Source organism: Herbaspirillum sp. C7C2, from assembly GCF_022627865.1.
GTDB classification, from domain to species: domain Bacteria; phylum Pseudomonadota; class Gammaproteobacteria; order Burkholderiales; family Burkholderiaceae_D; genus Herbaspirillum; species Herbaspirillum frisingense.
In genome coordinates, this window is sequence record NZ_JABXGI010000003.1 from 415,489 (window position 1) to 434,562 (window position 19,074).

Consider the following 19,074-nt stretch of genomic DNA (forward strand, 5'->3'; position numbering starts at 1 on the left):
CATGGACATCAGACAACTGAAATACTTCGTCGCCGTCGCCAATACGCGCAACTTCACGCGGGCCTCGGAGCAGCTGCACATTGCGCAGCCCCCATTGAGCCGCCAGATCCAGCTGCTGGAAGAAGAGCTGGGCGTGCAACTGCTCCTGCGCAACAGCCGCCCGCTGCGCCTGACCGAGGCCGGCCGGGTGTTCTACGAGCAGGCGCTGCAGATCCTCAACCGCCTGGAGCAGCTGAAGAACGCCACCCAGCAGATCGGCCTGAACCAGCGCCAGACACTCTCCATCGGCTTCGTCGCCTCGACCCTCTACGGTGGCCTGCCGGTGCTGGTACGCAAGCTGCGCCAGCACTACCCGGAGGTGGATATCCAGTTGCTGGAACTGACCTCGATGCAGCAGTTCGCGGCCCTCAAGTCGGGCCGCATCGATATCGGCTTCGGCCGCATCCGCAGCAACGACGCCACGGTGGCGCGCATCGTCCTGCGCGAGGAAAAGCTGGTACTGGCGATCCCGCCCTCCTTCCCGCTGGCGGCCAGCCACCAGCGCGTGAGCCTGAAGGAAGTGCATGGCCAGAAGCTGATCGTCTATCCCAAGGAACCGCGCCCCAGCTTTGCCGACCACATCCTGAGCCTGCTCAACGACCAGGACATCCATCCCGCCGAAGTGCACGAGGTGCGCGAAATCCAGACCGCCCTGGGCCTGGTGGCGGCGGAGTCGGGCCTGTGCCTGATCCCGGCCTCGGCGCGCCTGCGCAATGACCTGCATTACCGGCTGATCGACGACCCGCGTGCCACCTCGCCCATCATCCTGACCCACCGCATCAACGACAACGCCTGGTACATCGAGGCCGTCAAGCAACTGGTGGCGGACATGTACGCCGAGCGCCCGGCCTGGCTGGACATCGAGACCAGTTCCTTCCCGGCCACCGGCTTCCCCAATCCCGAGCGGCGCGATTGAGCGCCGTGGTGGTGGTGCTGTGGTGCTGTGGTACAGCTGTATGCGGGCTTCATTGATGCACTGCGCTGTCGTCCCAGGTTGACATCCTCACCGGCACACGCCTACACTCGGCTGTGCGAATAAAGGATTAATGTTCGTTAATCGAACATTCCATCTGAAGCTTCAGCCCTCGCCCCCACCATAATCACAACGCGATAACGGAGAAAACATCATGCTGTTCATGGTCCAAATGCAAGTCAACATCCCCGCCACCCTGGACAAGGCGGTCGCCGACCAGTTGAAGAAGGACGAGAAGGAGATGGCGCAGAAGCTGCAGCGCGAAGGCAAGTGGCGCGACCTGTGGCGTGTGGTGGGTCAGTATGCGAATGTGAGCATCTTCAATGTCTCGGGCAATGACGAGCTGCACAACATCCTCTCGGCGCTGCCGCTGTATCCCTTCATGAGCATCTCGGTCACCCCGCTGACCCAGCACCCCTCGGCCATCGCACAGATCGGCTGAGCCTCCCCCTTCCCTGCTGACCACCATCGCGCGCCCCCGGCCTGATGCCGGCCGGCGCGTCAAGGATCGATCCATGCCATTCGCAACACTGAACGGAATCAAGCTGCACTATCAACTCGACGGCGATGCCTCGCTGCCGGTGCTGGTGTTTTCCAATTCGCTGGGGACCTCGCTGGCGATGTGGGAGCCGCAGATGGCCGAACTGAGCCAGCACTTCCGCGTGCTGCGCTACGACACCCGCGGCCACGGCCAGTCGGAGGTTACGCCCGGCCCCTATACCATCGCCCAGCTGGGGGGTGACGTCATCGCCCTGCTGGACCATCTGCAGATCGCCCAGGCGCATTTCTGCGGCCTTTCCATGGGTGGCAGCACCTTCATGTGGCTGGCGGTGCATCATCCCGAGCGGGTCAGCAAGCTCATCCTCTGCAATACCGGGGCCAAGATCGGCACCCCCGAGGCATGGAACAGCCGCATCGAGACCGTGCAGCGTGACGGCCTGTCCGCCATTGCGGCAGCAGTGGTGTCACGCTGGTTGACGCCGGAGTATGCGGCCCAGCATCCGCAGCAGGTGCAAGCGCTGACCACGATGCTGTTGGCGACCCCGGCCGAAGGCTATGCCGGCGCCTGCGCGGCGGTGCGAGACAACGACCTGCGCGCGGCCATCGCCGGCATCACTGCCCCGACCCTGGTGATTGCCGGCAGCTGCGATGTTCCCACGCCACCGGCCGATGGACAATTCATGCGCGCCACCATCCCGGGCGCGCTGTATGTGGAATTCGATGCCGCCCACATCTCCAACCAGCAGCAGCCCAAGTCCTTCACCCAGGCCGTGCTGCAGTTCCTGAAGCAATAAGCCGCCGCGCCGTCCCCGGCCCCGCGACCCGGATGCTTCATGCGCGGGCACGCGGCGGCGGACGGCGCAACTCCAGTTGCGCCAGGGTATCGAGGTCGACCGGCTTGACCAGGTAGTCGTCGACACCGGCGTCGTAGGCTTCGCGCTTGTCTTCATCGCTGCTGAAGCCCGAGCAGGCCAGCAAGTAGACGTTGCGGGTGGCCGGCTCGGCCCGCAGGGCGCGGATCAGGTCGTGACCGGTCATGTCCTTGAGCCCGATGTCCAGCAACACCGCATCGGGAACCCATTCCTTGGCACGGGCGATGGCACGCGTGCCGCTATAGACCGCCTGCACATCGTGGCCCAGCAACTCCATCAATTCCTTCATGGTGTCGGCGATGTCGATGTTGTCGTCCACCACCAGCACGCGCATGCCGGCACGCGGCGTGCCGTCGGTTGATGCTGCTGCGTTTGTGGTGCTTGCGCCATTCGCGGCATTCGTGGCAGTCGTCTCGGCCGTCGCATTTGCCGGGTCGGAACCGCTGGCGGTCTTGTCCGGCATGGCCCGCGGCAGTTCGATACGGAACACGCTGCCCTGGCCGATGCCGGCACTCTGCACGGTCAATTCGCCCCCATGCAGCTGGACCAGGCTGCGTGCCAGCGACAGGCCGATTCCCAGCCCATCCTGACGATCATGACCCAGCGCATTGGCCTGGGCGAACATGCCGAAGATATCGTCCAGTCGCTCGGCGGCGATGCCGATGCCTTCATCCCGGACTGTCAAGACCACCTTGTCGGCCTCAGCCTGCGCTGCCAGGTAGATATGACCACCCTCCGGGCTGAACTTGGCGGCATTGTGCAGCAGGTTGATCAGCACCTGGGCCAGCCGGACCTCGTCACCCTCCACCGCCAGGCTGGCATCGGCCATGTCCAGGTGCAGCTGTTGACGCTTGCGCTCCATCAGCTGCTGGGCCGATTCCAGCGCATTGTGGATGACCTCGGCCACCAGCGTGCGACGCAGCTGCAGCGCCAGCTTGTTGTGTGACAGGCGCGACACGTCCAGCAGGTCGTCCACCAGCCGCACCATGTGGTCGAGGTGATTGGAAATGGTGTTGCGGGCGCGCAGCTCCCACTCCGGCGCATCCGGCGCCCGGGTGTTGAGAATACCGATGGCATTGCGCATGGGCACCAGCGGATTGCGCAGCTCGTGCGCCAGGATGGCCAGGAACTCGTCCTTGCGGCGGTCGATCTCGCGTAGCTCGTTCTCCACCTTGGCCAGGCGCAGCAGCGCATGCACGTTGGCCACCAGCTCGGCCGGTTCGATCGGTTCGAACAGGTAGTTGTCAGCGCCGCCTTCGAGGGCGCGGATCTTGTCGGCCAGTCCGATGTAGGAGGCCGAGGTCTGCAGCACCAGGCAGGAGGCGGTGGCCGGATCGGCCTTGAGGCGGGAGCAGACTTCCATGCCGTGGATGTCGGGCAGCTTCACGTCCAGCAGGATCAGCGCTGGCTTCAGTTCGCGTGCCAGCGCCAGTGCCTCGGTGCCGCTGGCAGCCTCCACCACGCGCAGCCCGGCCTTGGTCAGGATACGGGTGCGCGCATAACGTGCGGCGTCGGTATCGTCGACGTTGAGGATCAGTTGTTGAGGATGGCTCATGGCAGGCATGGGTAACAGGGATTTAGGCATTGACCTCGCCGAGGGCGATTTCGTTTCGATGCGGCGGCAATTCCACCAGCGAACGCAGGGCCGCCAGCAGCTCATCGCGTCCTACCGGCTTGAGGAAATAGGCGTCCGCGCCCAGTCCCATGGCCTTGCTCTTGTCGTCCACGTCGGAGGCGATGATGACCGGCACATCGCAACGCGAGGGGTCGTTCTTGAGCTGCACCAGCCAGTGCCAGGAATCCTTGCCGTCCAGCAGGATATCCAGCACCACGGCGCAGGGCTCGCCGTTGCGCCACAGGGCTTCGGCCTCCGCCACCGACGAGGCCGGCACCACGCGGAACTCCGACTGGTGCAGGTAGCGCTGGTACAGCAGACGCAATTCAGGCCGGTCTTCCACCACCAGCACCGGCAGGCTGGCGGCCGAGGGCTCCGGCCGCTCGTGCAAGGCCAGCGGCGACCCATCGGGCAGGGCCCCGGTGCCGGCATGGATCACCGGGATCACCGCGCTGAAGGTCGAACCCTGGCCCTGCTGACTGGCCACCGCCACTTCACCGCCCAGCAGCATGGCCAGCTGGCGACAGAGCGGCAGGCCCAGGCCGGTGCCCTTGACGTGGCGTTGCAGGTGGTTTTCCACCTGCGAGAATTCTTCGAAGATAATGCCCAGATGCTGGGGCGGGATGCCGATGCCGGTATCGGTGACCGAGAAGCGCACCGTGCCGTCGTGCAACGGCTCGGCGGTCACCGTGATGCTGCCCTGCTCGGTGAACTTGATGGCATTGGAGATGAAGTTGCGCAGGATCTGCGAAAGCTTGCCCTCATCGGTGAACATCTCGCATTCGTCAGGAGCGACAAAACTCAGGCGTAGCCGGTCCGACACCAGCAAAGGGCGCAGCATGCCGCGCAGGGCGCTGAAGAGTTCGGCTACCTGGAAGCGGCTGGGCTGGATCTCGACCTTGCCGGCCTCGATCTTGGCCAGGTCCAGCAGGTCATTGACCAGTTCCGACAAGGCCCCGGCGCTGTCCAGGATGTAGCGCACCTGGCGTTCCTGCTCGGTACCGAGTTCGCCATCCACCCGATCCAGCAACAACTTGGCCAGCGCCCGGATGGAGGACAGCGGGGTGCGGAATTCATGGCTCATGTTGGAGAGGAAGCGCGACTTGGCCTCGTCGGCGCGGCGCAGGTGGTCGGCCTTTTCATCCAGCTCCGCATACAGCGCCACCACGCCGCGGTTGGTGTCTTCCAGTTCGCGGGTCAGTTGCAGCAACTCTTCCTGACGGCCCTTGAGCTCGGCCAGGGTGGCCAGCAATTCCTGGTTCTGCTGCTGGGTTTCGAACAGGGCCAGCCCGGCCGGTGCGGCCGCCAGCGCGCTGCCGATCTCACCGGCCACGCGCGGCGTGATCAACCGTGCCGCCGGCGGCAGCAGCTTGCGCATCAGCACCGTGGTGCCCTTGCCCGGGGCGGTCTCGATATCGAAGGCATCCATCAGCTTGCGCGCACCCGTCAGCCCCAGGCCCATGCCGGTATGGGACTGATAGCGCCCGGAGAGCACCAGCTCCAGGTCGGCAATGCCCGGCCCCTGGTCGCGCACGCACATGAGCAAGGTCTGCGGGGCGGTACTGCCTTCGATGGCGAACTCCACCTGACCGCGCCCGGCATAGCGGAAGGCATTGCGCGCCAGTTCCGAGATACTGGTGGCGATGCGCACCTGGTCCTGCTGGGCGAAGCCACACAATTCGGCGATCTGGCGCGCGCGCTGGCGAGCGCCGACCACATCGATTTCATTCCCGATGGCCACGGTGAGCAAACGCAAGGTCATCCCGCCTCTCCCTGACGCAGGACCATGACGCTGACGTCGTCACGGCCACGATAGAAATCACGATACAGCAAGGCCGCAATCACGGCCGCGTGCGCCTGTTCCACGCCCGGATAGCCATCCAGCGACCAGCGGCTGGTCAACCCGTCCGAATGGAGGATCAGCAGCATGCCATCCTGCCAGGGCGTCTCGAACTGCTGCACCTTGCGCAGGTTGTGGCCGACGATGCCATTGACCGATACCAGATGACGGCGTTGACCGCCGAGGCTGGTACAGCAGGCGATATTGCCAACCCCGGCAAAGCGCACCTTGCCGACCTGCACATCGATGCTAGCGACGGCCACCGCCGCGCCCCGCGTCTTCTGCAAGGCGGTGTGCATGGGCGGCACCAGCTCGGAAGGTGGTCGCACGCGGCTGACCGCCGTCATGTCGGCCAGCACCTGCACGGCGCCATCGGCGGCGTCGGCGGCAGCGTCGCCATGGCCCAGGCCATCGACCACCATCGACAAGAGCCCGTCATCCACGGTCGCCGCCCAGCCGGCGTCACCGCAGCGCTGCTCGCCCGCCAAGGGCAGGCAGACCAGGCCGCATTGCCACGGCTGGCGCGCGCCCGGCGCCTCCCACAGCACGGCGCGCAGGATCGTGCCGCGCTCGGGCCAGGAATAGAGGTCAAATTCGTCGGACTGACGCCGGATCGCGCCCAGCCCCACACCATAGGTGCCGGTGGTCGAACTGCCGTCGGTCATGGCGGCCCCGGCATCTTGCATGCCGGGGCCATTATCGATGGCCAGCATCTCGATGCCACGTACCGCCGCACCCGCTGCGGTATTGCCCATGACGGAGCGCAACAGGATTTCTCCATGCCCGGCATGCTTGAGAATATTGGTGGCCGCTTCGGTCAGCACCAGCGCCAGCCGGGCCGCCGGTTCCTGGGCAAAACCCAGTCGTCGCGCCAGGTCGGCCGCCGCCCGCCGCGCTGCTGCGATATCGACGGTTTCATTGACGGCGACGCATTCCTCGCTGCGCGAGGCCGTCAGAACAGTTTCCATTTGATGATGCTTACCTGGGTTCCCGCGCCCGGCGCGGTATCGATCTCGAATTCATCGGCCAGCCGCTTGGCGCCGGACAGTCCCAGCCCGAGGCCGCCGCCGGTGGTGTAGCCATCGGTGAGCGCCAGCCCGATATCGGCGATGCCCGGTCCCTGGTCGGCAAATACCAGTCGCAGGCCACGTCGGGTGCCGCTATTGAGCTCATCCACGCGGGCTTCGCCGCCACCGCCGTAGCGCAGGGTATTGCGCGCCAGTTCGCTGGCCGCCGTCACCATCTTGGTCTGCTCCACCAGCGAAAAGCCCAGTCGCACCAGATGGTCGCGCACCAGCTTGCGCAGGCGCACCACGTCTTCGTCGGTCTGCAGGGTCTGGGTCAGGAGTTGCTGTTCATCCACCGTGTACCTCGCACGGCATGTGGGGCGCGCCCATCAGTCGCTCTCCGACTCAAGCAGCTTGACGCCGCGTTCCACATTGAGGGCGGTACGCACGCCATCCAGTGTCAGTCCCAGCTCGACCAGGGTGATGGCCACGGCCGGCTGCATGCCTACCACCACGGTGCGGGCGTCCAGCACCCGCGCCATCGAGGCGGTATTGCTGATCATGCGACCGATGAAGGAATCCACCACGTCCAGCGCGGAGATGTCGATGAGCACGCCGCGCGCGCGGTCCTTGACGATGCGCTCGGTCAGGTCGTCCTGCAGCGCCATGGCCAGGCGATCGTGCATGTCGACCTGGATGGTCACCAGCAACAAGCGCCCCATGCGCAGGATAGGGATGCGTTCCATGGATTACTGCTCCGTATTCTGGACAGTAACCCGCGAGCCGGTCTTCTTGAGCGCGATCATGAAGGCATCGGCCAGAGTGGCCTTGGTGGTCACGTCTTCCAGGTTCACGCCCAGATGCACGATGGTCTGGGCGATCTGCGGACGGATGCCGCTGATGATGCAGTCCGCGCCCATCAGGCGGGCGGCAGCGATGGTCTTGAGCAGATGCTGGGCCACCAGCGTATCGACGGTGGGCACGCCGGTGATGTCGATGATGGCGATCATGGCGCCGGTCTCGACGATCTTCTGCAGCAGGCTTTCCATCACCACCTGGGTGCGCGCACTGTCGAGCGTGCCGATCAGCGGCAGCGCCAGCACGTTCTGCCACAGCTGCACCACCGGCGTGGACAGCTCAAGCAGTTCCTGCTGCTGACGCAGGATGACCTGCTCGCGCGCCTTCTGGTGCACTTCAATGGTGTACAGGCCCAGCTTGTCGAACAGCGAACTGGTGGCCGCGATCTCCTGCGCCAGCTGGGCCGGCTGCTCGCCCAGGATGCTGCGCAGATGGTCGAACAGCGGTTCCTTCAGGGCAAACACGAAGCTGGCGGTATCCAGCGAGGAAAAGCCCTGCAGCGCACGCGTACGCGACACTTCGCCCAGCAGGTGGCGCACATCGGCCCAGTCGTTGCCATCGGTGTCGCTGCCGGCCCCGCTTTCCAGGGTACGGGCCAGCAGGCTCAGGAACTGTTCGGCCTGGCGGCGGATTTCGAATTCACCGCTTTTTTCCTTGCGGCCCAGTTTGGACGTCAAGGTCGTGAGCCAGTTTTCCAGCAGGTTTTGCTGGTGCTGGTTGAGAATCACGGTCAGTTGCTGGGTGTGAGCGGAAGTCATGTTCTTTTTGTGTCCTGGACGGTCATACCTTCCGCTTCGCGTGGCTGGCGGAAGGCGCATTGGGAAAGGTACCGGGCGCCTGCAGTCCCCCTGGACGCACGGTCTGACCATTCTAGGTGACGCGGCTTTGAAGCTATGCAAGACAACACCTACAAGCCTTGTAGGAATCCATTACCCCCGCCTACTTCCTGCTGATTTTCTTGTGGACTGGAAATGCTGGCGCTTGCGCTAGCGCCGGGGCCTTTGGCAAGCTTGCCCGACGCTGTTTATAATGCCGCCCAAACCATAGGAGGAAAGCAGTTGGGTCAACGTGCAAACACGATGTCTTGTTACGAAGTGACGGGACATTCTTCGCCGTTCATGTTCAGGGTCTGGTGCGCCAACCGCGCCGACAGCTGGTTCGTCAGCGGCGTGGAAATCCGCCACCGCTCCATTGGGCAGCTCTTCCCCAAGCGCTCCCTGCCGGGCCTGTACGACTCCAAGCCCCTGGCACTGGCCCGCGGCATCCACTGGTGCGAATGCGTGGCCCATCAATTGCTGGAGGCCGAGGTACCGGAAGTGCCGTCTGGCCTCTTGCCTCCCGGACGGATAGTGCGCGAGTTGCGCTAGGGCCTGTTCACACTCGCAGATTCAGTGTCAACAGGCCCTGAAAAAAAGGCGCTGACCAGCGTCAGCGCCCTCTTCCTTCCCTCTTAGCCGCTTCAGGCATCCAGCCGCAGCCGCCGCTGCAACACCCCGATGGGCGGCGCCCAGCGGGCTTCACGCGGCTTCTTCGAGGTCACCAGCGTGATATCGGCCGGCTCGAAGACTTCGACGTTGTGCGTGATCGGCGTGGTCAGCACGTACTGGGCGCGGGTCGACTTGAGGAAGTTGCCGACCAGCTGGATGTTGCGCACATCCAGGTGGGCAAAGGGTTCGTCGATGAAGACGAAGCCGCCCGGCATGTCGTCGTCCTTCAACAAGCCCACCAGCAGGATCAGCGACTTGATGACCTGCTGCCCGCCCGAGGCTTCGCCGTCGTTCAGGCCGATCTCGCCCTTGCCGTCGAAGTTGAAGCTGACCTTCAGCTCGGCCTGGCGCAGTACGGTGTCGTCGTTGTCCAGGTGCGGCAGGTCGGCACTGACGATCACGCCGGCCAGCGCACCGAGATCGACGATGTTCTTGCGATAGCGCCGCACGGTGGCGCGCAACACATCGATGTAGCGTTCGCGGGCATTGCCTACCGCTTCCTCGGCCTGGGCATTGCTGATCTTGCGCGAGTCCAGTTCGTTGCGCTGGTTGCCCACCGTGCCTTGCATGATGAGGTGCTTGTCTTCGACGGTGCCGTCCTTTTCCCACTGGCCGCTGTCGAGCTCGGTTTCCACCGCCGCCATGCGCAGTTCGGCCTGCTTGGCGTTGCTGTATTTCTCGTACAGCGCCTGCACGGCGTCGGCGCCGATCCAGCGTTGCGGGAAGCGCCCCTTCTGCGCCCGCGAGGCCAGCGCGCGGGCGCGCTGCTCGTCGTGGCGGGTGCGCCAGTCGCGCTCCTGGCCGGCCAGGTCGCCTTCGGTGTCGCGCAGGCGGCGCTGCAGGCCCTGGTACTTGCCATCGATGATGGTGCGCTGTTCGATGGCGTCGGCATGCTGTGCATCCAGTTGCGTCCAGCGTTCGCTGGCGGCCACCCGGGCTGCGCGCAACGAGGGCAACTGACGTCTGGCCTGCTCGAATTCTTCACTACGGCGCGCCAGTTCCTCGGCGGCCAGGTGGCCTTCGGTAGCTTTCTTGGCGGCCTCCAGCTGGCGCTTGACCTCGCTCTGCTTGAGCACGACATCGGTGAGCTGATCGTCCAGCGTGGCCAGGCGTTTCTGGATCGAGGCCTGGCGCGAGGCCATGGCGGCGGCGCCGAACTGATAGTCACCCGGGTCGCGCCAGACGCTGCGTCCGCCCCGACCGTCGCGCCAGTAGGCTTGCGGCGTGATCCATTCGCCACCCAGGCGCGCACCCTCGACGGTATCCTCCACACGGCGGATCTGCGCCAGCTGGCGCAGCAGCCAGGACGGCGCCTTGGCCGAGAAACGCAGCACCGCCAGCAGGCTGTCCGCGGCCGGCTGGGCCGGTGCGGTGGCGGCGTCCGACACCACGTAGTGACGATAGCGCTCGCGCTCGGCCAGGGCCATGGCGGCGGCTTCATCCTTGGGGTCGTCCAGCACCACCACCCAGCAGGACGCGCGCAGCACCCCTTCGGCGGCGGCGCGCCAGTGGTCGTCGCCGATCTCGATGACATCGGCCAGGATGTGGTGCGCAATGCCGGCCTGGCGCAGGCTGCGGCTGAATTGCTGCACATCGCCCGGCTTGGGGGCCTGGCGCTGTCCGCTCAGGCGTTCCAGGGCTTCCTGGGCTTGCTTGCGCTGCTGCTCCAGGTCGCGCCAGCGGTCGTTCAATGCGCCCTTCTGCTGCTCCAGTTCTTCCACCCGTGACAGCAGTTGCGCGGCATCGCCTTCCACTGCCGACAGGGCCAGCAGTTCATCGGCCTGCTTGACCAGTTCCTCGACCGGCTTTTCGGCATCGCGGGCTTTTTGCTGGGCCTGCTGGGCCTCGGCCTTGTCGCGTTCCAGCGTGCTCACCTTTTCGCGGGCGGCCTGCTGTTGCGTCAGCAGTGCCGACAGCTGCAGCGCATCGCTGCTGCGCTGGCGACGCTGCTCGTTGTGATGCAGGCGCTGGCGGTGCAGTTCGCGCAGGCGTCCGGCCGTGGTCTGGCGCTCTTCATGCCAGCGCAGCACGGGGATCACCTCGGCGGCCAGGATTTCACGCTCGCGCAGCTTGCCCTGGTATTGCCGATACAGGGTCACGCGGCTGTCGAGCTGGGCCAGTTGCGCCTCGCTATAGGCCAGTTCCTGCTCGGCCAGCGTCACTTCCGCGGCGAGGTCGCGCTGGTGGCGACGGGCTTCTTCGTAGCGGTCCAGCACTTCCTGGTCACCGAAGACCTCGAACACCAGCCGCAGCAATTCCTTGGGCGAGAATTCGCACAGGCGGTCGGTCTGGCCCTGCTCCAGCGCCAGCACGCGGGCAATCGCGCGCGACAGCCCGGCACCTTCCAGACGCTTGCGCCAGTGGTCCAGGCCCAGCCAATCCTTCTCCGGCAGTTGCGCCAGGGTTTCGATGGCGACATCGCCATCACTCATGCAGTAGCGTCGTTGCCAGTCGCCACCGTTGCGCTCGATGCGGCAGGCCAGCGTGACCTGATCGGCATAGAGCAGGTTGCGGGCGAACGGACGGGTGGAGGTCTGGCGGCCATGCGGACGGTTGTCCACCGTGGCGCGCAGCCAGGTGGTGTCGGCATTGGCGTGCCGGGCATAGGTCTTGTAGCTGCGCCCGCCCGAGCACTCCAGCCCGAGCAGGGTACGCATGGCGTCCAGCAGCGTGGTCTTGCCGGACCCATTGGGGCCAGCGATGGTGATGATGGAACCGTCCAGGGGCAGCGTCAGGCGCTGGCAATAGTCCCACTGCAGCAGTTCCAGCGATTGCAGGTGGAACATCAGAATTCTCCTTCTTCGTCTGCCGGTTTTACCGGTGCCGGGTCGCTCTGGTCGGCGTCGGCCCCTGCGGCTTCCTCGCGGGCAGTGGCGCGGGCCAGCACTTCACCCAGGGCGCCATCGAGAATGCGCGGCGCCAGGGCGTCGTAGTCCAGCAGCAGGTCCAGCAAGGGGCCTTCGGCGATGTCGTCACCGCGTCGCACGATAAAGCCGTGGGCTTCCAGGCGACGCAGGTTGCCGTCCATGCGCATCTTCTTGCCCAGCTGCGTGCCGAAGTCGGCCAGCAGCGATCGATAGGACACCACCGGGCTGACCTCGGCGGCGCTGGGCATGGGCTTGTCGGTGTGGAACATCTCTTCCTGCTGCTCGCCGGCGTCACCGGCGGCGCGCGCCGACTGGCGCTCGCGCTTGGGCAGCACGATCAGCGACCACAGCACCACCAGCAGCGAGATCGCATCGCGTGGCAGGTCGATGTTGTTGTTGGCATTCATGCCGGCTTCGCCGAAGACGGCGTACTCGGCCGGGCGCACCAGTGCCACGCTGATATGGTCGGCGTGGATATTGTCCACCAGCCGCAAACCCACCTGCGTCAGCCGGTCCTGCAGCGCCTGCCACAGGTCGGCATCGATCAGGGCGCGGCGCACGCGCGGATGCTTGCGCGGCAGCCAGCGGCGGGCCAGCAGTTCGGCGGCCAGCAGGCCGGCCTCGTCTAGGGTCTCACTCATTCGGTCTTTCCGGGGATGGATCTGGGTGGATGGCGCCGCCACTGATGGCGGCGACATCCGGGTCATCGATTTTCTCGACCAGCGGCAGGAAGCCGGCCTGCCATGGCAGGCGCGCCAGGTCGCCGGTCTGGCCCTGCAGGGTCTGCGCCTGGCGGTCGCCCAATAGCGGCAGCAACTGCAGGCGATAGGCGGCCTTGCCGAAGCTGCCGCCCAGTACCACGGTCGACAGCGGCTGCGGCTGCGGTGGTTCCGCGCCACTCTCTTGCGGCATGGCGCCCAGCCGGCCCAGCTGGGCGATCAGGTCACCCAGTTCGACCGGCATGCGCAGCGCTTCGATCTTGCCCTCCACCGCCTGGGCCGGGGGCGGCAGGCCTTGCGAGCGCTGCGCGTCGGGGCGGTCGCGTTCGAACTCGCCCTCGGCCACATCCAGCAATTCGTGGCCGCTGACGAAGACCGGCTTGACGCCCATGGACAGCGCCTCCCCCATCAGGGAGGACAGATCGGGATGGCTCTGCAGCCAGCGCCGCACGTCCGAACTGGTCACGCCGGTGCTGCCGAGCGTGACGCGCTGGCGGTCAGCCTGTTGCAGGGCGCGAGTGAACTGGCTGGCCATGGTCAGCAGACGGGCCTGGCCATTGCCCAGGGCGCGGGCTTCGCGCTCCAGGCGGGCGTCGGCATGTTCACTGCGGATCAGGGCGGTCAGGGCTTCGCCGGCGCGGTTGACCAGCTTCAGGGCGCGTTCGAAACGTGGCTGGGCTTCGCGCAGCAGGGCTTCGGAGCCACTTTCGATGGCATCGGCGAACTGGTCGTGCAGGCGCGCCAGCTGGGCATGCAGGTGGCGGATCTGGCTGGCGTCGGACAGGCCCAGGGCCTGGGCCCCGGCCACCTGCGAGAGCAGCGCGGCCATCTCGTCATCCTCACCGACGGCGCGCGTGAGCGGCGCCAGCAGGGCTTGCACCTGCTGGGCGATGGGTGAGAGCTGGTAATCCTGGCCGGTGGCGTCCCAGACCAGCAGGCCCAGGTCGCGCAGGCGCTTGAGCGCGGCGTCCATGGCCTCGGGTTTCAGGGCGTAGAACAGCTGGTTCAGGTCTTCGCGCTGCAGCCGCCCTTGCGGCTGGGCCGCCAGTTCCAGGAACACCCAGATGCGCAGGCGTGCCGCCGCCTGGCCACCGGAGACCAGGCCGCGCAGGGCGTCCAGCACATCCAGCCGCTGGCCCAGGCCCCAGGCCAGGGGCGCTTCGGCGGCCTGGGTGGGATCGCGGAAATAGCTCTCGAAGGAGCCTGATTCATGCTCGTCCGCAAGGGGAGCGGGGTCGAATTCTTCTGTCAATTTGTCGTGGAGGTTGGCCAGGACCATGCCTGGAGCCCGCCCTGCACAGTGGGCGGACCGGCAAGTTTAGCAGGCCCGGGGGTTGGCCTCCAGCAAAGCGGGTGGGAGAGCGGTGGAAAGGAGAAAGCGGGAAGAGATTATTTATAAAAATACAATATTTTATTTATTGCATTGGGAAGCCAGCGTCGGTACATCACCGTAGCTGGTCTTGCGCTGAGTGATGGGTGACCGTGCGGAGTGACCGTGCGGCGGGCGTTTCTTTGCACGCTCGAATCGACGGCTTCCCGGTAGCGGAACGACGCGAGGGGGCGTTGTCAGCGATTAAGCAAGGTGCGAAATGCTCGGGGTATCTGTTCAAATTTGTCTTTATCCTCGAACGCATGGCAATTCGCGGCAGCGATTTTCTCAGGCTCCCTCCCTAAAATCGAAAATAGCTTTTCGCCATTGCAGCGAAGTGCGGCAATCCGCTTCCTCGTTTTCTTGTTCTTGAGCTCTGCCACCCAGCACATATCGGCCATTCCGCAGGAATGGTATTCCAGTATTTCTGTCGTCGGCTTCCATCCATCAATGCGCGTGATAGGTTTTCCACGCGCGGCGAATGCTTGTTCAGTCGATGCCGACAGAATGAATGCCAGCAAAAATACTGGAACTGGTCGTTTGAATTTCATTTGTATCCAGGCTGGTCGTTACGGAGATGGAATCTGCCGGCGCTTTTCTCCTGAGCACTGCGGATGCCCAGCACGCTGTCAGCAAAATTTAAATCCCATCCGTTTTTTTGGACGGCCACTGTACAGGGTTTTGAAGTTCGATCCATTCCACCAAAGGGCAGCGCCAGATGATCCTTGCGCTTGTTGTCCCGAGCGGTAAGTCACACTGCATGGTGCGTCGATGACGTGCCCAGTGTTTTACTCAGCGCGCTTGCCGTGGAGATGAGCAATCAGGGAAGCGGTCACAGGGACCATCCAAGGCTTGGACTTGGCCTGGAGATGATTGAACTCGCCGCGCTCACGACGAGGTGGAATTTAGCCAACAGAAAACTGGGCGATTCCCGCCGCCCACCGATGACTCACCGCCCCAGCCTGATCGCCTCATACGGCGTCTGCAGATCGCGCTCGGGGATTTCCCATACCACCAGCTTGGGCGGGGTCTGGGTGAAGGCAGGGTTGGAGAAATACTCGTTGGCGCTGCCGGAGAATTTGCCGCCATCCTTGGCGAAGCTGCCGATCTTGGCACCCAGCGCCTGCTGCAGGAAGCCCACAAAGTTGGAATTGCGCGAGAACGAGGTGCCGATCAAGGCCACATTGGGCAGCTGCTGGTCACCCAGCAGGTCGTCCAGGTCGTCGCCTCCCTTGGTGGCTTCGGCCGGTGCAGTCGGTGCAGGCCCCGCTGCTGCCACTTCCTTGAATTCGGTGGCCGCGACCTCTTCCGGCTGGGGTTGCCAGCGCAGTGGCAGCCAGTCCAGGCCGGCCAGGTGGACCAGGTCGCCGGGGCGGCGCGCCAGCGGGCCGGGCTGGGCCTGATAGGCCTGCGCCGGCGTGGGCTGCAGGCCGGCGGCACGCACCTGCGCGGCAATCACAGCAGCCGCGGCCTGCGCGCCGGTTTCGTTCCAGTGGGTATCGGTGCGCAGCCAGGCCGAGGCACCGAGCGGTGCCAGCGTCGGGGCCAGGTCGATGGTGCGCACACCAGCCTGTTGCAGGCCGGCGACCCACTGGGCGGCGCGTGCTTCCAGCTGGGCCGGGCGCGACAGGCCGCACAACTGCGCGGCGGCGATGCGGCTCTTGTCGGGCACCACCGCCACCAGCAGGGCGATATCGCGCTGCGCCAGCTTCTGGCGCAGCGCGATGACGGCCTGCAGCTTGGCCTGGGCGTTGGCCTGGGCATCGCGATGGACCTGCAATTCCTCGGTCAGGAACAGCCAGCCAGGGCAACCGCTGCGCACCCGGGGGCCGGTGTCATGCAGCAGCAGCCAGCTGCCGGCGCGTTCCAGCCGGGCGGCCTGTTCCGGCAGCCAGGCATTGGACAACTGCTTGGCGATGCGATGGGTCAGTTCACCATGCAGGGCATCGTCACGGGTCCAGCTGGCGGGCAGCCATTCGATCTTGCTGGCATAGACCAGCCAGCCACAGCCCAGCAGGCCGGCTGCCAGCACCACGGCCAGGACCAGGCCGGCCCAGCGGCTGGCGCGCCGGGCCAGGGCGCTGGGGGCGGCCGGCGTGGCAGGAGCGGAGACGGGAGGCGTGCTCATGGCGGACTCGCGGGATCAGAACTGGAAGTAGAGGAAAGGCACCGTCTCACGGCTGGCAATCAGCGCGAAAGACAGCAGGAAGCCGGCCACCGGCCACAGCCGGAGGAACCAGAGATACACCACGCTATCGGCCCAGCGCACCTGGCTGGCCTCCTGCCACAGGGGCGCGACGATCCAGAACAGGCCCAGCAGCACGGCCAGCGCCTGCACCGGGCGCAAGACCACGGCCAGTGCGTCGCTCAAACCCATGCCGTGCAGCCCGAACTGGCCGGCATACATGGTGGCGGCGGTGGCGAAGTCGGGCGAACGGAACAGGGTCCAGGCCAGGCAGACGAACAGCAGCGTGAGCACATGCGCCAGCCAGCCCGGGATGGCAGGCAAGGATGAACGCGACCAGGCGCGATCCAGGCACAGGGCCAGCCCGTGGGCCGAGCCCCAGAGCAGGTAGTTCCAGCTGTCACCGCCATGCCAGAGACCGGCGATGGCCATGGTCAGGAACAGGTTGCGGTAGGTCTTCCACACCCCATGGCGGTTGCCGCCCAGGCCGATGTAGAGATAGTCGCGCAGCCAGCTGGAGAGCGAGATGTGCCAGCGCCGCCAGAAATCCTGGATGCTGCCGGCCAGGTAGGGATGGTTGAAGTTTTCCGGGAAGTGGAAACCCAGCATCAGCCCCAGGCCGATGGCCATGGCGCTGTAGCCGGAAAAGTCGAAGAACAGCTGCAGCGAATAGGCCAGGCAGCCGATCCAGGCGTCCACGAAGCTGGGCTGCTGCAGGTGGAAGGCGGCATCCACCACCGGCGAGAGGGTGTCGGCCACCAGCACCTTCATGGCCATGCCGACCATGAAGCGGCGCGCGCCCAGGGAAAAATTCTCCCAGTTGAACCAGCGCTGGGTCAGTTCGCGCTGCACCCAGTCGTAACGGATGATGGGGCCGGCAATCGAATGGCCGAACATGGAAATATAGGTGGCGTAGTTGATGAAGCTGCGCTCCACCGCCACCGTGCGCCGATGCACGTCCACCAGATAGGAGATCGCCTGCAGCACGATGAAGGACAGGCCGGCCGGCAGCGCTACCTTCTGCCAGGCCAGCGGCATGGCGCCGTACTGGACCATCAGGTCGCTGATGGTGGCAGCGACGATGTTGGCGTACTTGTACCAGACCAGCACCGCAGTATTGAAGACCACCAGCGCGGTCAGCAGGCGCACGCGCCCTCGCCCGTCCTCGCGCGAGCGGTCCACCAGCAGGCCACCGACCCAGGCCACGATGGTCAGCACCACGTGCAGCGACAGGAACAGCGGGCTCAGCCAGCCGTAGAACAGCCAGCTGCCCAGCAGCAGCACGAGGTTGCGCCCGCGCTGCGGCACCACCGCATAGACCAGCAGGAACAGCGGCAGGAACAGCGTCAGGAATTCAAGCGAGGCAAAGACCATGGCGGCAGCGCAGTCGGGCGATGGATCAGTTGGCCAGCTTGTCGGTCGCCGCCAGCAGGCGCGGTCCCTTGTCCGACGGCAGCAGCAGCACGCTGTAGCGTTCGCCCGCCTTCAGTTCACCCAGGTCCAGCGCCGGGCCGGTGTTGGCACCGCCGCACACCAGTTGCACCGAGAGCTTGACCGGGTTGATCGAGCGCCGTTGCAGGCTGCCCTGCTTGGCGTCCTTGAACAGGTCGGCGTTACGCCCGGCCGGGCGCAGTGCCGCCCCGGCGCAGGAAGCATCCAGGTTGAAGAAAGCCAGCGAGGCCTTCAGGCCATTGAAGTCGTCCGGGTTGTCCTGCACCGTCACCTGGCTGATGCCCTTGGCACCGGGCAGCACTACCACCGTGGCGAATTCGCCGGGCTTGGCCTGCACGCCCAGCTCCAGGCTCTTGGCACCGACCGTGAGGGTACCCTTGATGGTCGACTTGGCCGTCACCGGGAAGAAGGACGAGACCGGCTTGGCCGCTTCCAGCTTCAGCGGCGGCTGGCCCTTCTGGGCCAGCACCTGCAAGGGCTCGGCAGTGCCGTTGACGAAGCGGATGAAGGCTGCATCCTCGGCCGGGCCGGTGGGATAGAGCGGGATGTCGGCAGCCAGCGCGCTGGCGCCGCACAGCAGGGCCGCAGCGGCGGCCAGTGCCTGCATCACCTTCATTTCTTGGCTCCCTTGCTGCTCACGGCGTCGGCCGGCAGCTTGGCCAGCGCGTCGCCGATGGCATTGCCCCAGGACTTGTAGCCGGCCACGGTGAAGTGCTGGCCATCGGTGGTGACCCACTGGCCGGGCTTGGACATGGTCAGCGAATCGATATAGGTGCAGGGCGCCACGTTGGAAGCCAGGAAGCGCGACATCAGCTGGGTGCGCGCGTCGTTCTTGCCGTACATGCCGCCGGCCTTGCCCCAGGCCGGGCCGACCCACGCACACTTGGTGCCGGTGGCGGCAATCGCCTTGGTCAGGCCGGTCACGCTCTGCCAGGCCCAGGCCTTGGGGAAGTCCGGCTTGTCGTAGGAGGCCATGGTGTCGCCGATGACCAGCACCACCAGATCCGGCTTGTCCTTGGCGATGAGCTGGCCGATCGGGGTGGTGGTGGCTTCGCGACCCTTGATCTGGATCTTGCCGTTGTCGACCTGATCAGCGCCGCAATCGACCTTCTTGGTGGTCAGCCAGTCGCCGGCGCTGGCGCCGCAGGCGCCGATGGAATGGACCTTGGCGCCCAGCTGGGTCAGCTTGGCGTTGAGGGGTTCGGTGAGGTGGTCTGCCAGACTCATGTGGCTCTCGCCAAGCACCAGGATAGTCAGACCTGCCAGAACGGATGCAGTAGCCATAGCGAT

18 protein-coding genes are annotated in these 19,074 nt (G+C 65.5%); 4 read left to right on the plus strand and 14 right to left on the minus strand.

Annotated features, from left to right (window positions below):
* The first annotated feature begins 1 nt into the window (after nucleotide 1).
* The 3 genes from HWE04_RS07805 to pcaD all read left to right on the plus strand — a co-directional run bounded on the left by HWE04_RS07805 (nucleotide 2) and on the right by pcaD (nucleotide 2,307).
* Entirely contained in the window at nucleotides 2-955 is a 954-nt protein-coding gene (locus HWE04_RS07805) for a LysR family transcriptional regulator (protein WP_006465078.1), read from the plus strand.
* Between the two features lie 211 nt (nucleotides 956-1,166).
* Complete coding sequence (catC, locus tag HWE04_RS07810; RefSeq protein WP_006465079.1) at nucleotides 1,167-1,454, plus strand: muconolactone Delta-isomerase; 288 nt, start codon at nucleotides 1,167-1,169, stop codon at nucleotides 1,452-1,454.
* Between the two features lie 73 nt (nucleotides 1,455-1,527).
* A complete protein-coding gene (pcaD, locus tag HWE04_RS07815) occupies nucleotides 1,528-2,307 on the plus strand; it encodes a 3-oxoadipate enol-lactonase (protein ID WP_241812030.1) in 780 nt (259 codons plus the stop codon).
* A 37-nt stretch (nucleotides 2,308-2,344) separates the two neighbouring features.
* Here the strand turns inward: pcaD and HWE04_RS07820 are convergent, their stop codons facing one another.
* Genes HWE04_RS07820 through HWE04_RS07845 form a run of 6 tightly spaced genes read right to left on the minus strand, consistent with a single transcriptional unit; the run spans nucleotide 2,345 to nucleotide 8,463 of the window.
* Nucleotides 2,345-3,940, minus strand: coding sequence for a hybrid sensor histidine kinase/response regulator (locus HWE04_RS07820; RefSeq protein WP_241812031.1), 1,596 nt, complete (start codon nucleotides 3,938-3,940; stop codon nucleotides 2,345-2,347).
* A gap of 22 nt (nucleotides 3,941-3,962) precedes the next feature.
* Entirely contained in the window at nucleotides 3,963-5,762 is a 1,800-nt protein-coding gene (locus HWE04_RS07825; protein WP_241812032.1) for an ATP-binding protein, read from the minus strand.
* The gene (locus HWE04_RS07830) at nucleotides 5,759-6,808 is read right to left on the minus strand and encodes an ATP-binding protein (protein WP_241812033.1); all 1,050 of its coding nucleotides are present in this window, start codon (nucleotides 6,806-6,808) and stop codon (nucleotides 5,759-5,761) included. The genes HWE04_RS07825 and HWE04_RS07830 overlap by 4 nt, the downstream gene beginning before the upstream one ends.
* A complete protein-coding gene (locus HWE04_RS07835) occupies nucleotides 6,793-7,203 on the minus strand; it encodes an ATP-binding protein (RefSeq protein WP_241812034.1) in 411 nt (136 codons plus the stop codon). Before HWE04_RS07835 ends, HWE04_RS07830 begins: the two co-directional genes overlap by 16 nt.
* 33 nt (nucleotides 7,204-7,236) lie before the next feature.
* On the minus strand, nucleotides 7,237-7,593 hold the full coding sequence (locus tag HWE04_RS07840; protein WP_006465085.1) for an STAS domain-containing protein: 357 nt from the start codon (nucleotides 7,591-7,593) through the stop codon (nucleotides 7,237-7,239).
* Between the two features lie 3 nt (nucleotides 7,594-7,596).
* Nucleotides 7,597-8,463, minus strand: coding sequence for an STAS domain-containing protein (locus HWE04_RS07845; protein WP_241812035.1), 867 nt, complete (start codon nucleotides 8,461-8,463; stop codon nucleotides 7,597-7,599).
* Nucleotides 8,464-8,823: 360 nt separating this feature from the next.
* On the opposite strand from HWE04_RS07845, the gene HWE04_RS07850 reads away from it, so the two are divergent.
* Nucleotides 8,824-9,072: a hypothetical protein gene (locus tag HWE04_RS07850; RefSeq protein WP_006465087.1), complete on the plus strand. Its 249-nt coding sequence runs from the start codon at nucleotides 8,824-8,826 to the stop codon at nucleotides 9,070-9,072.
* Between the two features lie 92 nt (nucleotides 9,073-9,164).
* On the opposite strand, the gene HWE04_RS07855 is transcribed toward HWE04_RS07850, so the two are convergent.
* From HWE04_RS07855 to HWE04_RS07890, 8 genes are all read right to left on the minus strand, one after another.
* The gene (locus HWE04_RS07855) at nucleotides 9,165-11,978 is read right to left on the minus strand and encodes an ATP-binding protein (protein WP_241812036.1); all 2,814 of its coding nucleotides are present in this window, start codon (nucleotides 11,976-11,978) and stop codon (nucleotides 9,165-9,167) included.
* Nucleotides 11,978-12,700 (minus strand): hypothetical protein, encoded by a 723-nt coding sequence (locus HWE04_RS07860; protein ID WP_241812037.1) that lies wholly within the window; start codon nucleotides 12,698-12,700, stop codon nucleotides 11,978-11,980. The genes HWE04_RS07855 and HWE04_RS07860 overlap by 1 nt, the downstream gene beginning before the upstream one ends.
* Nucleotides 12,693-14,057 carry a hypothetical protein gene (locus tag HWE04_RS07865; RefSeq protein ID WP_241812038.1) on the minus strand — a complete coding sequence of 455 codons (1,365 nt, stop codon included), beginning with the start codon at nucleotides 14,055-14,057 and terminating at the stop codon, nucleotides 12,693-12,695. The genes HWE04_RS07860 and HWE04_RS07865 overlap by 8 nt, the downstream gene beginning before the upstream one ends.
* Nucleotides 14,058-14,344: 287 nt before the next feature.
* On the minus strand, nucleotides 14,345-14,698 hold the full coding sequence (locus HWE04_RS07870) for a hypothetical protein (protein WP_241812039.1): 354 nt from the start codon (nucleotides 14,696-14,698) through the stop codon (nucleotides 14,345-14,347).
* Nucleotides 14,699-15,096: 398 nt separating this feature from the next.
* Nucleotides 15,097-16,275, minus strand: coding sequence for an alginate O-acetyltransferase AlgX-related protein (locus HWE04_RS07875; protein WP_241812040.1), 1,179 nt, complete (start codon nucleotides 16,273-16,275; stop codon nucleotides 15,097-15,099).
* A gap of 15 nt (nucleotides 16,276-16,290) precedes the next feature.
* Nucleotides 16,291-17,706 carry an MBOAT family O-acyltransferase gene (locus HWE04_RS07880; RefSeq protein ID WP_234295795.1) on the minus strand — a complete coding sequence of 472 codons (1,416 nt, stop codon included), beginning with the start codon at nucleotides 17,704-17,706 and terminating at the stop codon, nucleotides 16,291-16,293.
* Between the two features lie 25 nt (nucleotides 17,707-17,731).
* Nucleotides 17,732-18,400 carry an alginate O-acetyltransferase AlgF gene (locus HWE04_RS07885; RefSeq protein WP_241812041.1) on the minus strand — a complete coding sequence of 223 codons (669 nt, stop codon included), beginning with the start codon at nucleotides 18,398-18,400 and terminating at the stop codon, nucleotides 17,732-17,734.
* On the minus strand, nucleotides 18,397-19,068 hold the full coding sequence (locus HWE04_RS07890; RefSeq protein WP_039876752.1) for an SGNH/GDSL hydrolase family protein: 672 nt from the start codon (nucleotides 19,066-19,068) through the stop codon (nucleotides 18,397-18,399). Before HWE04_RS07890 ends, HWE04_RS07885 begins: the two co-directional genes overlap by 4 nt.
* Nucleotides 19,069-19,074 lie beyond the last annotated feature (6 nt).